Source organism: Pseudomonas sp. LS1212 (assembly GCF_024741815.1).
Taxonomy (GTDB): Bacteria; Pseudomonadota; Gammaproteobacteria; order Pseudomonadales; family Pseudomonadaceae; genus Aquipseudomonas.
The window spans coordinates 711,801-728,102 of record NZ_CP102951.1 but is presented as its reverse complement, the minus strand read 5'-3'; the positions used below and the strand labels follow the sequence as shown (position 1 = coordinate 728,102).

The 16,302-nt window shown below is 61.8% G+C and carries 18 protein-coding genes and 1 pseudogene; 6 read left to right on the top strand and 13 right to left on the bottom strand.

All coding sequences use genetic code 11. The annotated features are described in order from the left end of the window. Nucleotides 1-212: 212 nt before the first annotated feature. From dmpG to NVV94_RS03260, 4 genes are read right to left on the bottom strand one after another with little or no spacing between them, the layout of a single operon-like run. Complete coding sequence (gene dmpG / locus NVV94_RS03275; protein WP_258445824.1) at nt 213-1,235, bottom strand: 4-hydroxy-2-oxovalerate aldolase; 1,023 nt, start codon at nt 1,233-1,235, stop codon at nt 213-215. A gap of 13 nt (nt 1,236-1,248) precedes the next feature. Continuing rightward, nucleotides 1,249-2,157 (bottom strand): acetaldehyde dehydrogenase (acetylating), encoded by a 909-nt coding sequence (locus NVV94_RS03270; protein ID WP_258445823.1) that lies wholly within the window; start codon nt 2,155-2,157, stop codon nt 1,249-1,251. Between the two features lie 19 nt (nt 2,158-2,176). Beyond that, nucleotides 2,177-2,968: a fumarylacetoacetate hydrolase family protein gene (locus NVV94_RS03265; protein WP_258445822.1), complete on the bottom strand. Its 792-nt coding sequence runs from the start codon at nt 2,966-2,968 to the stop codon at nt 2,177-2,179. After that, nucleotides 2,965-3,792, bottom strand: coding sequence for an alpha/beta fold hydrolase (locus NVV94_RS03260; RefSeq protein ID WP_258445821.1), 828 nt, complete (start codon nt 3,790-3,792; stop codon nt 2,965-2,967). The genes NVV94_RS03265 and NVV94_RS03260 overlap by 4 nt, the downstream gene beginning before the upstream one ends. 156 nt (nt 3,793-3,948) lie before the next feature. Here NVV94_RS03260 and NVV94_RS03255 point away from each other — a divergent pair, with 156 nt between their 5' ends. Both NVV94_RS03255 and NVV94_RS03250 read left to right on the top strand, forming a co-directional pair. Continuing rightward, entirely contained in the window at nt 3,949-4,722 is a 774-nt protein-coding gene (locus tag NVV94_RS03255) for an SDR family oxidoreductase (protein WP_258445820.1), read from the top strand. Between the two features lie 17 nt (nt 4,723-4,739). Further along, on the top strand, nt 4,740-5,243 hold the full coding sequence (locus NVV94_RS03250; protein ID WP_258445819.1) for an SRPBCC family protein: 504 nt from the start codon (nt 4,740-4,742) through the stop codon (nt 5,241-5,243). Here the strand turns inward: NVV94_RS03250 and NVV94_RS03245 are convergent. Genes NVV94_RS03245 through NVV94_RS03215 form a run of 7 tightly spaced genes read right to left on the bottom strand, consistent with a single transcriptional unit; the run spans nt 5,219 to nt 10,908 of the window. After that, entirely contained in the window at nt 5,219-5,653 is a 435-nt protein-coding gene (locus NVV94_RS03245) for a nuclear transport factor 2 family protein (RefSeq protein ID WP_258445818.1), read from the bottom strand. The two genes, NVV94_RS03250 and NVV94_RS03245, sit on opposite strands and share 25 nt — an antisense overlap. Next, complete coding sequence (locus tag NVV94_RS03240) at nt 5,650-6,039, bottom strand: steroid Delta-isomerase (RefSeq protein ID WP_258445817.1); 390 nt, start codon at nt 6,037-6,039, stop codon at nt 5,650-5,652. Before NVV94_RS03240 ends, NVV94_RS03245 begins: the two co-directional genes overlap by 4 nt. Nucleotides 6,040-6,048: 9 nt before the next feature. Further along, entirely contained in the window at nt 6,049-7,251 is a 1,203-nt protein-coding gene (locus tag NVV94_RS03235) for an acetyl-CoA C-acyltransferase (protein WP_258445816.1), read from the bottom strand. A gap of 31 nt (nt 7,252-7,282) precedes the next feature. Continuing rightward, on the bottom strand, nt 7,283-7,741 hold the full coding sequence (locus NVV94_RS03230) for a MaoC family dehydratase (RefSeq protein ID WP_258445815.1): 459 nt from the start codon (nt 7,739-7,741) through the stop codon (nt 7,283-7,285). 2 nt (nt 7,742-7,743) lie between these two features. Further along, the gene (locus NVV94_RS03225; protein WP_258445814.1) at nt 7,744-8,526 is read right to left on the bottom strand and encodes an SDR family oxidoreductase; all 783 of its coding nucleotides are present in this window, start codon (nt 8,524-8,526) and stop codon (nt 7,744-7,746) included. Between the two features lie 16 nt (nt 8,527-8,542). Beyond that, entirely contained in the window at nt 8,543-9,733 is a 1,191-nt protein-coding gene (locus tag NVV94_RS03220) for an acyl-CoA dehydrogenase family protein (protein ID WP_258445813.1), read from the bottom strand. After that, the gene (locus tag NVV94_RS03215; RefSeq protein ID WP_258445812.1) at nt 9,730-10,908 is read right to left on the bottom strand and encodes an acyl-CoA dehydrogenase family protein; all 1,179 of its coding nucleotides are present in this window, start codon (nt 10,906-10,908) and stop codon (nt 9,730-9,732) included. The genes NVV94_RS03220 and NVV94_RS03215 overlap by 4 nt, the downstream gene beginning before the upstream one ends. A gap of 258 nt (nt 10,909-11,166) precedes the next feature. Here NVV94_RS03215 and NVV94_RS26795 point away from each other — a divergent pair. Both NVV94_RS26795 and NVV94_RS26790 read left to right on the top strand, forming a co-directional pair. Further along, nucleotides 11,167-12,180 (top strand): annotated as a pseudogene (locus NVV94_RS26795) (methyl-accepting chemotaxis protein); the annotation flags it as partial. Between the two features lie 42 nt (nt 12,181-12,222). Continuing rightward, nucleotides 12,223-13,086 carry a methyl-accepting chemotaxis protein gene (locus NVV94_RS26790; protein WP_408733475.1) on the top strand — a complete coding sequence of 288 codons (864 nt, stop codon included), beginning with the start codon at nt 12,223-12,225 and terminating at the stop codon, nt 13,084-13,086. Between the two features lie 105 nt (nt 13,087-13,191). Here NVV94_RS26790 and NVV94_RS03205 read toward each other — a convergent pair whose 3' ends face one another. Together NVV94_RS03205 and NVV94_RS03200 are read right to left on the bottom strand one after the other, a co-directional pair. Beyond that, the gene (locus NVV94_RS03205) at nt 13,192-14,088 is read right to left on the bottom strand and encodes a LysR family transcriptional regulator (RefSeq protein ID WP_258445810.1); all 897 of its coding nucleotides are present in this window, start codon (nt 14,086-14,088) and stop codon (nt 13,192-13,194) included. Nucleotides 14,089-14,155: 67 nt separating this feature from the next. Then, nucleotides 14,156-14,746 carry an NAD(P)H-dependent oxidoreductase gene (locus NVV94_RS03200; RefSeq protein WP_258445809.1) on the bottom strand — a complete coding sequence of 197 codons (591 nt, stop codon included), beginning with the start codon at nt 14,744-14,746 and terminating at the stop codon, nt 14,156-14,158. Between the two features lie 595 nt (nt 14,747-15,341). Between NVV94_RS03200 and NVV94_RS03195 the strand changes: the two genes are divergently transcribed. Together NVV94_RS03195 and NVV94_RS03190 are read left to right on the top strand one after the other, a co-directional pair. Beyond that, nucleotides 15,342-15,785 carry a hypothetical protein gene (locus NVV94_RS03195; RefSeq protein ID WP_258445808.1) on the top strand — a complete coding sequence of 148 codons (444 nt, stop codon included), beginning with the start codon at nt 15,342-15,344 and terminating at the stop codon, nt 15,783-15,785. A gap of 102 nt (nt 15,786-15,887) precedes the next feature. Further along, the gene (locus tag NVV94_RS03190; protein WP_166365237.1) at nt 15,888-16,232 is read left to right on the top strand and encodes a cupin domain-containing protein; all 345 of its coding nucleotides are present in this window, start codon (nt 15,888-15,890) and stop codon (nt 16,230-16,232) included. Nucleotides 16,233-16,302: the final 70 nt, after the last annotated feature.

The following is a 16,302-nucleotide window of genomic DNA, read 5'->3' as shown; positions in this document are numbered from 1 at the left end:
AAGAATGAACCCCACCGCATAGCCGGCCTCAGTAGCTGCGCCAGCATGAACAGCAGTTGTTACGCGCCTGTCGTACGCAACCTGTTGCCCTGAAAGCGCTTTCCCTGAAAGCTCTTACCCTGAAAAGAAGCCGTGGGAGCGGCCCTGGCCGCGAAGGCCGGATGCGACTCCAGACCTTTCGCGGCCAGGGCCGCTCCCACGGCAAAAGGGTTTCAGCCCCGGGCGCGCGACAGGGTCAGCGCCAGGTCTTCGATCATGTCTTCCTGCCCACCGACAGTGCCACGCCGGCCCAATTCCACTAACAGATCGCGGGCGGCGATGCCGTACTTTTGCTCGGCGCGCTTGGCGAACAACAGAAACGAGCTGTAGACCCCCGCATACCCCAGGGTCAGCGCATCGCGGTCAAGGCGGATCGGATGATCCATCATCGGCACCACCAGGTCCTCGGCGACGTCCATGATCCGGTACAGGTCGATGCCGCTGTTGACGCCCATGCGCTCCAACACCGCAACGAACACTTCCAGCGGCGTGTTGCCGGCGCCCGCGCCAAGCCCGGCCACCGAACCATCGATGCGTGCAGCGCCGGCCTCAATGGCCGCAAGCGAGTTCGCAATCGCCATGCCCATGTTGTGGTGGCCGTGGAAACCCACTTCGGTCCCGGCATTCAACCCGGCACGCAGAGCACCGATTTTCTCGCTGACTTCGTCGGGCAGCATGTAGCCGGCCGAGTCGGTGCAGTAGATGCAGTTGGCGCCGTAGCTCTCCATCAAGCGCGCCTGCTCAAGCAGTTTTTCCGCGCTGATCATATGCGCCATCATCAGGAAGCCGACGGTATCAAGGCCCATCTTTGCCGACATGCCGATGTGCTGCCCGGAGACATCGGCCTCGGTGCAGTGGGTGGCTACGCGAATGGTTGAAACCCCGTGCTCATGGGCCATCTTCAAGTGGTCCAGGGTGCCGATGCCCGGCAGCAGCAACGCGGAAACCTTGGCCTGTTTGAGCCGTGGAATCACTGCCGAGAAGTACTCTTCGTCACTGTGAGCGGGAAAGCCGTAGTTCAACGAAGCACCACCGAGGCCGTCGCCATGGGTGATTTCGATCAGCGGGACACCGGCCGCATCCAGGCCGGTCGCCACCGAGATCATCTGTTGCAGACTGATTTGATGCTGTTTGGCATGCATGCCGTCGCGCAGGCTCATGTCATGCAGACGGACGCTCTTACCTTGCAAATTCATGGCAGTTCTCCACTCAGCGGGCGGGCAGTTGCAGGGCGCCCTTGTGGGCTTCTTCGGCGAACATCTCGGCAGTGCGCAGACCGGCGGCGGTCATGATGTCGAGGTTGCCGGCGGATTTGGGCAGGAAGTCGCCAAGGCCTTCGACCTCGATGAAGATCGACACCTTGCGGCCATCGAAGACCGGCCCGTTGATCAATTTGTAGCCAGGCACGTAGCGCTGCACTTCCTTGACCATATCCAGCACCGAAGTGCGAATGGCGTCCTGATCCGGCTCTTCATCAGTCAGGCAGTGGATGGTGTCGCGCATCATCAGCGGTGGCTCGGCCGGGTTGATGACGATGATCGCCTTGCCCCGTCGCGCACCGCCGATCTTCTCCACGGCGCCCGCGGTGGTGCGGGTGAACTCGTCGATATTCTGCCGCGTGCCGGTACCCACGGAACCGGAGGACACGGTGGCGACGATTTCGCCGTAACTCACCGACTGGATGCGCGAGACCGCCGCGACCATCGGAATGGTCGCCTGCCCGCCGCACGTCACCATGTTGACGTTCATCGCCAACGACGCCGCGTGCTCCTTGAGGTTGACCGGCGGCACACAGAATGGGCCGATGGCTGCCGGGGTGAGATCGATCATGATCACGCCCAGCTCATTGAGCTTGCGGCTGTTCTCGGCATGCACATAGGCCGAAGTGGCGTCGAAGGCGATGCGGATATCATCGTCGAGCACATGCGGCAGCAGCCCATCGACGCCGGCGGCGGTGGTTTTCACGCCCATTTCCCGAGCGCGCTTGAGGCCTTCCGATTCCGGGTCGACGCCGACCATCCAGACCGGTTCGATCCACTCCGATCGGCACATTTTCATCAGCAGGTCGGTGCCGATATTGCCCGGGCCGATAATGGCCGCTCTCAGTTTCTTGCTCATTCGGTTACTACCCCGCAAGTCAGGCGCAGAAGAACACCCGGGCACTGCCCAGGCCGTCGATGGTCAGGAGAAAACTGTCGCCGGCACGCGCCGGTTCCAGCGGCACCAGGGATCCGGAAAGGATGATTTCCCCGGCCTTGAAGGGAATGCCAAAAGCACCCAGCGTGTTGGCCAGCCAGGCGACGGCGGTCAGCGGGTTGCCCTGTACGGCCGATCCCAGGCCTTCGCTGATCGGCTCACCGTTCTTGAACACACGCATGCGCAAGTTGGGCAAGTCCAGCTCGCGCGGGTCAACCCGGGTGTCGCCCAGAACGAATACGCCGCACGACGCGTTGTCGGCGACCGTGTCCTGGATGCGGATGCGCCAGTCGTGAATTCGCGAATCGACAATCTCGAAACACGGCATCACGTACTCCGTAGCAGCCAGCACGTCGGCCTCGGTGATGCCGGGGCCGACCAGATCATGTTTGAGCTTGAAGGCGATTTCGCCTTCGGCACGCGGCTGGATCAGCTTGTTGGCAGACAGGGAAATCTGCGCACCATCGGCGAACGCCATCTCCTTGGTGATAAAGCCGAAGTCTGGTTGATGCACATTCAGCATTTTCTGCACGGCTGCCGAGGTCACCCCGATCTTCTTGCCGACAATGCGGTCACCGGCGGCCACGCGGCGTTCGATGCTGTAGAGCGAGATGTGGTAGGCATCCTCGATGCTGATCTGCTCCCAGCGCTCGGTCAGCGGTGCCAGCGTTTTACCACTCAGCAGTGCCTGATAAAGCTCTTCGCCATACTGGCGGCGCAAGTGCTCGCTCATGGGCGGGCCTCCTCAAGGAACGCCAGGCATTCGCGGTTGAACAGCTCACGGTGCTCGACCATGACCCAATGGCCACATTCGCTGAGCATGATGAAACGGATGCGGCTGCACCCTTCCAGCATCGTCTGCGCACCGGAAGACGGGCAGAACTTGTCGTTCATGCCCCAGAAACCGAGGATCGGGCATTGCAGTTCGGCAAGGCGCGACGCCATGTTTGGCACCTGCATGGTCGACAGCACGCAGATCGGCTGTTGCTTGACCACGGCGACGCGCTCATCGACGGTTTCATCGCTGATCAGTGAGGCATCGAACAGTTGCAAGCCAAGCAGGCGACGCATCCCGGCGGCATCGTTGAGCTCACCATTGGCGAAGGCGGCGCCCATCTTCTGGATGCCTTCCATTTGCAGGTAATACTGCTCCTTTTCCATCAGGCCGCCGGGCGCCATCAGCACAAGCCGACTGACCCGCTGTGGCTGGTCCAACGCCAACTTGATGGCAATGGCACCGCCCAGGGAATTGCCGACCAGCACGCAGCGCTGGATATCCAGGGCATCGAGCAAACCGCTCAAGGCGCTGACGAAAAAATCCAGGCTGTAAATGGTTTCCGGTTTGTCGGAGGCGCCATAGCCGGGCAGGTCCGGGACGATGACGCGGTAGCCGGCCTCGGCGAATACCGGGTAGTTCTGCTTGAAGTTGCTGTGGCCACTGGCACCCGGGCCGCTGCCATGAATGAAGACCACCGGCTCACCCGCGCCGACGTCCTGGTAGTGCAGCTGCAAACCATCGGGCAACGTTACGAAGTGCCCTTGCGCTGATGCGCCCATGAGGTGTCCTCCCGGCCTGTTGTTGTACCGGGATTATTCAGAGGGACCCTGCAGGCAACATCGTCCGTCAGGACTACTAGTCTCTTCGGACGTTGGCTCCCAAAGGCTGCACGACCTAGCATCGACACCATTCCCGATTGATAGAACGAGGCAGCCATGCACGACCCGATGGACTTTCGCGGCAAAGTGGTACTGGTCACCGGCGGCGGCAAGGGTGTCGGTCGCGGCATCAGCCAGCGCTTTCTCGAGTGTGGGGCCCAGGTTGTGATCTGCGGGCGCCAGGCACCGGACACACTACCGGCCCATGCCGGCCGTGAGGCGTTGTTTCTGCCCTGCGACTTGCGCGATATCGAGCAGTCGCAGCAATTGATCGATGCCCTGGTCGAGCGCTTCGGGCGCCTCGATGTGCTGATCAACAATGCCGGTGGCGCCCCCTTTGCCGATGCCGCCACGGCCTCACCACGCTTTTCCGAGTCGATCATCCGTCTCAACCTGCTGGCCCCGTTGAACCTCAGCCAGATGGCCAACCGGGTGATGCAGGCACAAGCCGAAGGCGGTGCGATAATCAATATCTGCAGCGTCAGCGCGACGCGCCCTTCCCCGGGCACGGCAGCCTATGGCGCGGCCAAGGCCGGCTTGTTGAACCTGACCCGCTCGCTGGCGGTAGAGTGGGCACCCAGGGTGCGCGTCAATGCGATAACGGCGGGGCTGATCCTCACCGAGCAGGCGGCCATGCACTATGGCGATGAAGCCGAAGTTGCCCGGGTGGCTGCAACCATTCCACTGCAGCGCCTGGCAGCACCTGAAGATATCGGCGACACCTGCCTGTACCTGGCCTCGCCATTGGCCCGTTATGTGAGCGGCGCCGACCTCGCCGTGCATGGCGGCGGCGAACGCCCGGCGTTTCTCGATGCTGCTAAATCCCACTGAATTAGAGAAAATTTTCAATGCCAGCCATTGCCAGCCACAGCGTCCTGCTCGCACTCACCCCGACCGCAGCCTGGGCCAGGCTGCGTGACCTGAGCCTCGCCCCGCACTACGTGCCCGGGCTTACCGGCTGTCAGTTCCACCCAGGCGCGCGTGAAGGGCTCGGCGCCAGCCGCCGGGTGTTTCGCAAAGGCGGCCAGTGGCTTGATGAAAGCGTGGTGCAATGGCAGGAAGGAGAAGGCTTCGTACTGATCCTGCACAAGGGCAATGGCGGCGCGCCCTTTCCTTTCCGTCAGGCCAGCTTCCACTATGCCTTGCAGGCCGAGGGCGAAGCCACGCGCATTACCACCAGCATGCATTACTGCCTGCGTGGTGGTCGCATGGTGGAGTGGTTATTGAGCAACGCCTTCGCCAAGGTGGTGCGGCAAATCGCCGAGAACCTCAAGGCTTACTACGAAAGCGGGCAGACGCAGAATCGCGACTTTCTTGATGCCAGTCTTCAAGGCCGCGCCACTTCGGAGTGAGCCTTGAAGCAGGTAGCGACAATCTTCCAGCTACCGGCAATGCGCCGGTAGCGATCCTGATAGAAGCCTCCCAACTGCCGGGTCGCCCCGCTTTCACCGTCGAGATTGAAGTACCACAGCGCCCAACGGCCTTGTGCCTCCTCCTCGTTCAGCAGTTCGATCTCCGGGTTGGCGCCGTGGTGCAGGTCGATCACCCGCGCATGGCAGGCCAGCTCGCGGTACAGCGCAACGAAGCTGTCGCGTTCACGGAAGATTCCAAGGGGGCCATAGTCGATCAGCACTTCGCCCTCGGCGAAGCAGTCGGCAATGGCCTGCACGTCCTTGAGGTCACAGGCGTTGAGGTAGCGGTGCTTGAGCTGGCGAATGTCTTCCAGCGCTTCCAGGCGAGCAATACGTTGTTCCAGATTCATGCTGACTCCTGCGCGGTCAGGTTGACCTCGCTCCAGTAGGCTTTCATCGAGCGGATCTTGCCCGCTGCATCAAACTCCATCACATCGATCACATGGATCGAGCAGGCTTGCCCGCCCCATACCAGGTCGACGCGAAACGGCATCGCCCCACAGCCGTTGTGGGTTGCCCGCACGGCGCCCGTGAGCACCGCCGAGGCATTGCTGACACCCAGGCCTTCACGGTAGAAACGGGCAATCTCGGCGATACCTTGCATCGCCGGTTTACCGACCGGATCTTCGACCACGGCATCCTCGGCATACAGCGCGACAATGGCGTCGATGTCGCCGGCATCGACCAGCTCGACATAGCGCGCCATCGTCGCTTGAACCTCTTGCGGGCTGAGCATTGCGTTCTCCTAGACCACTTCGAACAACGCGGCGGCACCCATGCCGCCACCAATGCACATGCTCACCACCACATAGCGCAGACCGCGGCGCTTGCCCTCGATCAAGGCGTGGCCAACCATCCGCGCGCCGGACATGCCGAATGGATGGCCAATGGCAATGGCGCCACCATTGACGTTCAGGCGTTCATCGGGAATGCCCAGGGTGTCGCGGCAGTACAGCACCTGGCTGGCGAAGGCTTCGTTCAACTCCCACAGGCCGATATGGTCCACGGTCAGGCCATGACGCTTGAGCAGTTTCGGGATCGCGTAGACCGGGCCGATGCCCATCTCGTCGGAATTGCAGCCGGCCACCGCCAGCCCACGATAGATGCCCAGCGGCTCCAGGCCGCGTTGCTCGGCGAGCCTGGCACTCATCAGCACCGAGGCCGATGCCCCATCGGACAGCTGCGAAGCGTTCCCGGCTGTGATGAAGCGCCCTTGTTCGCTCCACTGGCCGCCTTGCCAGACCGGCTCCAGAGCACTCAAGCTTTCGCGGGTGGTGTCGGCTCGGTTGCACTCGTCGCGCAGCAACGTGACGATTTCATGGCGGGTCTCGCCGCTGGCCTTGTCGAAAATCGACTTGCGTGTGGCCAGCGGGGCCATCTCGCGATCAAACAACCCGGCGTTCTGAGCCATGGCGGTGCGCATCTGGCTCTGGTAGCTGTACTCGTCCTGCTCAAGACGGGAAATGCCATAACGCTGGGCGACGATCTCGGCGGTTTCTATCATCGGGATATAGGCGCGCGGGTCCAGCTCGATCACCGTGCTGGACTGATTGCGATACAGGTTCTTGTGCTTGTTCTGCACCAGCGAAATCGACTCCAGGCCACCGGCGACGGCGATGTCGATCTCGTCGCAAATGATGCCCTTGGCCGCCATGGCAATGCTCATCAGACCCGAGGCGCACTGACGCTCGACCGCCATCCCGGCCACCGAGGTCGGCAAGCCACCGGCAATGGCGCACAGACGGCCAAGGTTATACGACTGGGTGCCCTGCTGCGCGGCGGCGCCGATGATCACATCGTCCACCTCATCCGGTTCAATGCCGGCGCGGCGCACGGCTTCGCGCACCACGTGGCCACCGAGGGTGGGTGCCTCTGTATCGTTGAAGGCACCGCGAAAAGCCTTGCCGATCGGCGTGCGGGCGGTGGAAACGATGACGGCTTCTTTCATGCTGGATTCCTCGAATGGGTGGGCAGATGGCTCAGGCGGGGTAGTAGCGGCTGATGGTGTCGACCACACAGCCAGGACGCTCCTGACCTTCGATCTCGATGGTGACGCGGATGGTCGCCTGGACCCCGCCCTTGACCTCCTCGACTGCAACCAACTGGGCGTTGCCGCGAACCCGCGAGCCGACCGTCACAACGTTGGGAAAACGCACTCGCTCGCAACCGTAATTGACGCCCATGGCGATGCCGCGCACCTCGACGATCTGCGGCAGAAACAAATTAACCAGCGCCAGGCTCAGATAGCCGTGGGCGATGCAGGCACCGAAGGGGCCGCTGGCCGCCCTGACTGGGTCCACGTGAATCCACTGGTGATCGCCACTGGCCTCGGCGAACAGGTCGATGCGCTCCTGTTCGACGCTCAGCCAGTTGCTGACGCCAAGCACCTCGCCTACGGCATTGCCCAGGGCGAACGGCGTGTCGAAAATACGTGCCATGCTCAAGCCCTCTGACTGGAAACCGACAAAACTTCGCCGGTCATGTAGGAGCTGTAATCGCTGGCCAGAAACATCATCACGTTGGCCACCTCCCAAACCTCGGCGGCACGGCCGAAGGCCTCGTTCGCCGCAAGCTGCTCGAGCACCGCCTGGGGTGCGGAGCGGCGCAGGAAATCGTGCAGGGCAATGCTCGGGCTGACCGCATTGATGCGGATCCCGTATTCGGCCGCCTCGACCGCGGCGCAGCGGGTCAAGGCCATGACCCCAGCCTTGGCAGCGGCGTAATGCGATTGTTCTTTCTGTGCGCGCCAGCCAAGCACCGAGGCGTTGTTGACGATGACGCCGGCGCGGCGCTCCATCATTCTGGGCAGCATGGCGCGGGTCATGCGCATGGTGCCGGTGAGGGTCACATCGAGCACGCGGTTCCACTCTTCGTCGCCCATCTCTACCAACAGGCGCGAACCACCGAGACCGGCGTTGTTGATCAGTACATCGACGCCCCCCAGATCGCGCTCGGCGCAAGCAATCAGGTTTTGTACCTGGGTCTCGTCCGCGACGTTGCAGGCTTGGCCAAAGACTTGCTGCAGGCCGGTCGCTTCACGAATTTTCAGCACGGCCTCTTGCAAACGACCCTCGTGGATATCGCTGATCATCAACGCCCGGCAGCCTTCTTCGGCAGCACGCAAAGCAGCGGAAAAGCCGATACCGGCGCCTGCCGCGGCGGTAATCAGCACCGACTTGTCACGCAACAGGCCGTGGCCCGGCACATAGTTAGGAACGGACATGGGCAAACTCCTTGGGTCAGGGACGCAGGCGCGGCTCTTTGGGCATGCCCAGAGCGCGCTCGGCGATGATATTGCGCTGGATCTCGTTACTGCCGCCGTAAAGGGTGTCGGCGCGACTGAACAGATACAGCGATTGCAGACGGGTGAGCTGATAAGGCGCGGCGTCGAGCAGTTCCGCTTCGGCACCGAGCACGTCCATCGCCAGCTTGCCGAGGTTGGCATGCCAGCTGGACCAGAACAGCTTGTAGATGGTCGCCTCTTTGCGCAGAGCGCCGTCCTGCGCGCCGGAGAGCATCCGCAGCGAGTTGTAGCGCATGATCCGCAGCCCGCTCCAGGCCTCGGCCAGGCGCTGGCGCAGGATCGGATCGCGAGCGGCACCGTTGGCCCTGGCGATGGCGATGATCTCGCTCAACTCATTTTGAAACTGCATTTGCTGGCCGAGGGTCGAGACTCCGCGCTCGAAACCGAGCAGTGCCATGGCGATCTTCCAGCCCTCGCCGGGCAGGCCAACGATGTTTGCCGCGTCGGTCCGGGCGTTGTCGAAGAACACTTCGTTGAATTCCGAGGTGCCGGTCAGTTGCTCGATCGGGCGCACGGTGATGCCGGCCTGGTCCATGGGCACCAGCAGGAACGACAGGCCACGGTGGCCGACACTGCCCGGTTCGGTGCGGGCGATGACGAAGCACCAGTCCGACTCATGGGCCAGCGAGGTCCAGACCTTCTGCCCGTTGATGACCCAGCTGCCGGCCTCATCCAGTGCCGCGCGGGTCTTGACGTTGGCCAGGTCGGAACCTGCGCCCGGCTCGGAGTAACCCTGGCACCAGAACGCCGTGCCGCTGACGATCCCCGGAAGAAAGCGCTGCTTCTGTTCTTCACTGCCGAAGGCGGCGATGGTCGGCCCGGCCAGCCCTTCGCCGATATGGCCCATGCGCCCGGGGCCACCGACGCGGGCGTACTCTTCGTTGAAAATCACCTGCTGGCTGATCGACAGGCCGCGCCCGCCGTGCTTCGGGGCCCAACCGACACAGGTCCAGCCACCACTGGCCAGCTTGCGCTCCCAGGCCTTGCGCTCTTCGGGAAACATATGTTCGTCGCCCGGGCCACCACGAAAACGCAGTTGCTCGAATTCGCCGCAAAGGTTGGCAGCCAACCAGTCGGCCACCTCCCGGCGGAAGCGCTCGTCCTGCTCGCTGAAACTGATCTTCATGGCTGCTCCCCGAGAATCAGCGTGGCGATCCGCTCGCGGTGCCAGGCCGGTGCGCCGAGCAAGCTTTCGCTGGCGCGGGCGCGTTTGAAATAGAGATGCGGGTCGTATTCCCAGGTAAAACCAACCCCGCCGTGCAGCTGGATCGACTCGGCGGCGCAGTGAAAATAGGTTTCCGAGCAGTGTGCCTTGGCCAAAGCCGAGGCCAGGGACAACTCGGTGGCGACCTGGGCATCGCCCTGCGGGTCGAGCACTTCCTGGGCGACGCAGGCGGCGTAGTAACTGGCCGAGCGGGCGCATTCGACCTGCAGCATCATGTCGGCGGCGCGGTGCTTGAGCGCCTGGAAGCTGGCGATCGGCCGACCGAACTGCTGGCGCTCCTGCATGTAGGCAACGCTCAGATCCAGCACCTGCTGGGCGCCACCGGTCTGCTCGGCGGCCAGGCCGATGCAGGCCAGTTGCAGAACCTGCTCCAGCTGCGGCCAGCCCGCTCCGAACTCGCCCAGTAAAGCATCGGCACCGAGGTACAAATCAGTGAGCTGTATGCGTGCCACGCGGCGCGTCTGGTCCATGGTCGGCAACCACTGCCGTTCGATACCGACGCTGGCGGCATCCACCACGAACAGACTGATACCCGCTTCGCCCGCGGTACCGGGGATGCGCGCAGCGATGACCAGAAGGTCCGCGCTGTGCCCGTCAATCACATGTTTGAACGTGCCATTGAGAACAAACCCTTCGCCTTCGCCGATGGCGGTGGCGGTGGCCTGAACGTCTTCAGCGCTGTAACCATTGCCACTGGTGAAGGCCAGGGTAGCAGTCAGGCTGCCGTCGGCGATCCGTGGCAGCCAGGTGTCTTTCTGTTCATGACTGCCGGCCAGCAGCAACGCTGGCGTCGCCATACAGGCCGTGGCGAAGAAAGGCGAACAGAGCAGCCGCCGGCCCATCTGCTCAAGCAATATCGTCAGTTCCACAAAGCCCAGGCCGAGGCCGCCGAACGCTTCGGGTATATGGATGGCAGGCCAGTACATCTCGCTGCACAGTCGCTGCCAGAGGTCGCTGTCGTAACCTCGCTCGGTCGCCATTGCCGCCCGAACCGCGGCACAGTCAGACACATCAGCAAGAAAGCCTTCTGCCGATGCGCGAATCATTTCCTGCTCGTCGCTGAATGCAAATTCCATCGCGGCGCCTTTGCTGTATGGCGGGTGCGCAGGGCGCAACACCCATTTCAGCAACGAGTGTGGCGTCAGGGGGCGGAGGGGGAATCGTTAGGGCTGCCTAGTCCGAACGGCCGATGTCCGTCGCTGCGCCCCCTGAAAAAGCGTTTCAGCTCTGCCGCCCGCGGCCGATACAGCCTCTCAAGCACACAAGCTGGCCTCCAAGAACAACAACCTTCCCGGCCACTCGATCAAAAAGCTCAACGCTCCTGGAGGGATTGTATGAATAGCTGGTTCGGCAACATCAGCGTCACTTTGAAACTCGGCCTGGGCTTCGGCCTCGTGCTGCTGCTCACCACCTTGCTCGCCCTGACCAGCTGGATCAGCCTGGGCAGCCTGATCGACCGCAGTAACTGGATGAGCGACATCACCCAGCTCAACTCGGCCCTGACCAACCTGCGCATCAGTCGCCTGCAGTACATGCTGACCAATGGCGACGATGCTTCGGCTGGCAATGTGCAGCAGAAGCTGGAGGCCTTCAGTGCACAACAGCAAAAACTGATGGGCAGCTTCAAAAGCCCGGAAAACATCAAACTGTTGCGTGAGACTGGCGAGCAGATCAGCGCCTACCAACAATCGCTGGCCAAGATGCGCAACGCCTACAACGCCGGCAACGCTGCGCGTCAGCAGATGAAGGCGAAGGCCAGCGGCGCGATGGCGCTGATCGAGGAGCTCAACAAGGCGGTGCTCGCACTGCCCGACAGCGACGAGCATCGCTTCGCCCAACTCCAGGCCATTACCCAGGCCAGGAAACAGCTGCTGCTGGTGCGTGTTGAAGTCCTTGGCTACACCACGAACGTTTCTCTTGAAAATGAACAAGCCGCCATGCGTCAGCTCGATACTGCCCTGGCCGATATCCGCGAACTGAACAATCACCTGCCTGGCGAAGAAGCCCGGATCGAACAATTCGAGGCGGCCTTGATCAGCTATCGCGAGGCGGTCCGTCAATTCAAGGAGGCCAGCAATGAAGGTGTGGTCGCCCGTCAGGAAATGACGGTGCAGGGGGCCGAGATCGTCAAGCGCAGTGATGAGCTGTACCAGATCCAGCTGACCCGCCGCGACAACGAAAGCGCCCACGCACGTACCTTGCAGATCGGCAGCACGCTGCTGGCCCTGCTGTTCGGCGTGCTTGCAGCCTGGGTCATCACTCGGCAGATCACCCGTCCGCTCAAGGAAACGCTACAGGTGGTCGAACGGATTGCCACTGGCGACCTGACCCACGACCAGCACATCACCCGCCGTGACGAGCTGGGTGTATTGCAGCAAGGCATTCAGCGCATGGGCGTGACCCTGCGGGACCTGATCAGTGGCATTCGCGATGGCGTGACCCAGATTGCCAGCGCTGCAGAAGAGCTGTCGGCCGTTACCGAACAGACCAGTGCCGGGGTCAACAGCCAGAAGGTCGAAACCGATCAGGTCGCCACCGCCATGCACGAAATGACCGCAACCGTGCAGGAAGTCGCCCGCAATGCCGAACAGGCCTCCCAGGCCGCCACCGCTGCCGATGGCGAAGCCCGTCAGGGTGATCGCGTGGTCGCAGAGGCGATCGCCCAGATCGAGCGGCTGGCCGAAGAGGTCCGCCGCTCCACGCAAGCCATGGCGCAGCTGCAACAGGAAAGCGACAAGATCGGCAGTGTCATGGACGTGATCAAATCCGTGGCCGAACAGACCAACCTGCTCGCCCTCAATGCCGCGATCGAAGCGGCGCGCGCCGGTGAAGCCGGGCGCGGTTTTGCCGTGGTCGCCGACGAAGTCCGCGGCCTGGCCCAGCGCACGCAGAAGTCCACCGAGGAAATCGAGGAGCTGGTGGCGGGCCTGCAGAGCGGCACCCAACAGGTCGCCAATGTGATGCTGGGCAGCCGCAGCCTGACCGACAGCAGCGTGGAACTGACGCGCAAGGCCGGCCTGTCGCTGGAGAACATCACCCGCACCGTGTCGAACATCCAGTCGATGAACCAGCAGATCGCTGCGGCTGCCGAACAGCAAAGCGCAGTGGCCGAGGAAATCAGCCGCAGCATTCTGAATGTGCGTGATGTGTCCGAGCAGACGGCGGCAGCCAGTGATGAGACTGCAGCGTCGAGCGTTGAATTGGCGCGGTTGGGGAATCAGTTGCAGATGATGGTGAGCCATTTCCGGGTGTAGGGCTCTCGCGGCCCAATCGCTGGCAAGCCAGCTCCTACAGGTTCAGCGCGGACCCTGTAGGAGCTGGCTTGCCAGCGATGAGGCCCTGACAGACAACAGAGAATCTCAAACGGCATAAATCGCCAGCTTCTCCTGGATGAAATCCAGAAAGCACTGAATCCGCAACGCCAGTTGCGAGTTGCGGTAATACACCGCGTGGATCGGCTGGCGATAGCCGCTGTTGGCCTGGGCCAGGATCACCTGCAGGCGTCCGCTGCGAATGTCTTCATGGGTCATGAAGTGCGAAAGGCAGACAATCCCCACGCCGGCCAGTGCCAATTCGCGCAAGGTTTCACCACTGGACGCCGACAGCCCCGGCTGGATCTGCAGCCGGTCGTCTTCGGTATGGCGCAAAGGCCAGTGGTTGAGGGTTTCGGTCTGGGTAAAGCCCAGCAGCACATGCCCGGCCAGCGCTTCGACGTCGGTTGGCGTGCCGTGTTTGGCCAGGTACTCGGGACTGGCCAGGATGTTCAACGGGCTGCAACCCAGTGAGCGCGCGTGCAAGGTCGAGTCAGCCAGGGCACCGATCCGGATCGCGATATCGGTGCTCTGCTCGAGCAGATCGATGATCAGTTCATTGGTATTGAGTTCCAGCTGGATATCCGGATACAACTGCCGAAACTCACCGATCCACGGCACGATGGCATGCAGCATGAACGGCAGGGCCGCATTGATGCGCAAGCGCCCGGACGGCGTCTGGTGTCGCAGCGACAGGTGCTCCTCCAGCTCTTCCATCTGCGCCAGGATCTGCTTGGCCCGCTCGAAGAAGAAGCGCCCCTCCTCGGTCAGGTCCATGCGTCGCGTGGTGCGGTTGATCAGGGTGGTGTCGAGCTTGCTTTCAAGCCGCGACAACGTGCGGCTGATGGCCGATGGTGTCTGGCCAATCTGCTCGGCCGCAGCCGAGATCGAGCCGCACTCGATCACCGAGACAAACACCTGCAACTCATCGGATCTGGCTTTCACTGCGCCCCCTTCTGGTCAAGACAGCGTTTGATAGTAGCCGCCCGGGAGGCATTTGAAACGCCCCGGTTCAAGCCGCCACGTCGAAGACCTTGGCCAGGTGCTGCTCATAGCGGGCCACGTCGGCTTCGATAGCCGGCATCTTCATCACGTTGACGCTGAGGAAGGTCGGCAAGCCCGTCATGCCCAGGAATTGATTGGCCTTGTGGAATGGGAAGTACACCGCGTCCACACCCTTGCCCTCGAAGAAGTCGGTCGGGTCGTCGAAGGCTTGCTGTGGCGCATTCCAGGTGGCGGAGATCATGTACTGCTTGCCGTGGATCAGGCCGCCGCTGCCGTATTTCTGCAAGGTATCGGAACGGGTGCGGCCGTCATTGGCATACAGGCTGCCGTGGCCCTGGGTGAAGACTTCATCGATGTACTTCTTCACCGTCCAGGGGGCGCCCATCCACCAGCCGGGCATTTGATAGATGATCACGTCGGCCCAGAGAAACTTCTGCACCTCTTGCTCAATGTCGTAGCCGCCATCGATGAAGGTTTCCTTGACGTCGAAACCCGAGCGGTCCAGGAACGCCAGGGCGGCCTCGTGCAAGGTCGCGTTGTAGCGACCGTCGGAGTGAGCGAATTGCTTGCCACCGTTGAGCAACAGTACTTTTTTCATGTGATGCCTCAGCTGCTGTTCAATCCTGGCCAGGTCTTGCCGGGCCGTTGGACTGATGAAATGGGATGGCGGCATCTTAAGCAGCGGGTTGGCCGGGAAAAACCGGCCGCGAGACAAAATACATTTGACTGTAACGCACGAATCAAGGCGTTATTCATGCCGTAGAATTGCAACCTCCCCTCCGCTAGCCGTTGAGCAATTTTTCGATCAACGATACTCCAGCGTCAAAACCAGCCGTTGGTCGGATTGTGCGGAGGCCCGCCTGGGTCTGGACCTGGCAAGGTGGCTCTACAATGCTGCCAGTGAAATGAATAACCCCTCCGTTCGAAGCAATCGCCGCACCTGACAAGGACAGACTCACTGCTAAACAGGATAACCGCCGGGATTTGTTGATCATTGCTGGAAGCCTCAGGTATTCGCAGCCGATGAAACTGCTGGGCATTCCGCTGCAGCGGCCATCCGCTGAAAAACTTGAGGGAACTACAGCTGGTCGGCAATGGCGCGCGGCACGCTCTTTTTTTTTGACCCCGCCAGCGGGTTAGCTACAGTAGCCGTTAGCCGCTATCGATCTGTTGTTTTTTCTAAGGAGAGAACTATGCAGCGCTTTGCCAGTCCGTCGGATTACGTCCTGCGGGACGTTGAGGGGAAGAAAGTCTACTCGCTCCCCTGGGAGCGCAGGATTTGTCCGGGTAATCCTACGGACGAGCCCGAGCTAGGCGCGATGCGCTATAACAAGTACATTTTGAATTTCATGCATGGGGTTTCGCCAAAATCGCCCACAGACCAGGCAATGGATATTGCTCGATGGTGCCTGGCCGAGCCTGGGGAGCCTGCCAGAGCGCTGGCAGACGATTTATCGGCGGCCTACCTGAGCCGGTACCAATTCTCGCTCGAAGACTTGCCCCGGCACGACGATGAGTCGAAGGAGCATCGAGCTTATCTGGCGTTCTGGGCGGACGAAATCAAAAAGCTGCCAGCGAAAACCGTGATGGCCTTGCGTGCCCGAGCGGCAGGCATTACGGCAGGCGTTACGGGCTAGTGCTTGTCGCGTTTTGGACAGCTGGAGGTCGAGTTCAGACAATCGATACACAGGCTGGAGGGCTAGGGTGTTGCTCTGTCATTCACCCCGCTCGGAGCCTTCATGTCGAAATCCCTCGTTGTCCTTCGCGATACTCACCCGCTGCCAGTGCTCGACGCCTGCAAATGGGAAAAACTGGCCGGTGACCCGCACACCGTGAACCTCAATGCCTACACCAGTGAAGATGGCAGCAAGATCATGGGTACCTGGATCTGTACGCCGGGTAAATGGCGGGTCAATTACGAGAAGTGGGAGTATTGCCACTTCCAGGAAGGCTACTGCGTGATTACCCCCGATGGCCAGGAGCCGGTGCACCTGCGTGCCGGGGATATCTTTATCGTGGAGCCGGGTATGCGCGGTACCTGGGAAGTGGTCGAGACCGTGCGCAAGTATTTTGTGTTTGCCTGATTTTTGAAGGTCCTCACGGACCTTATCGCTGGCAAGCCAGCTCCCACAGGAGAGATCACTGAGATCCCTT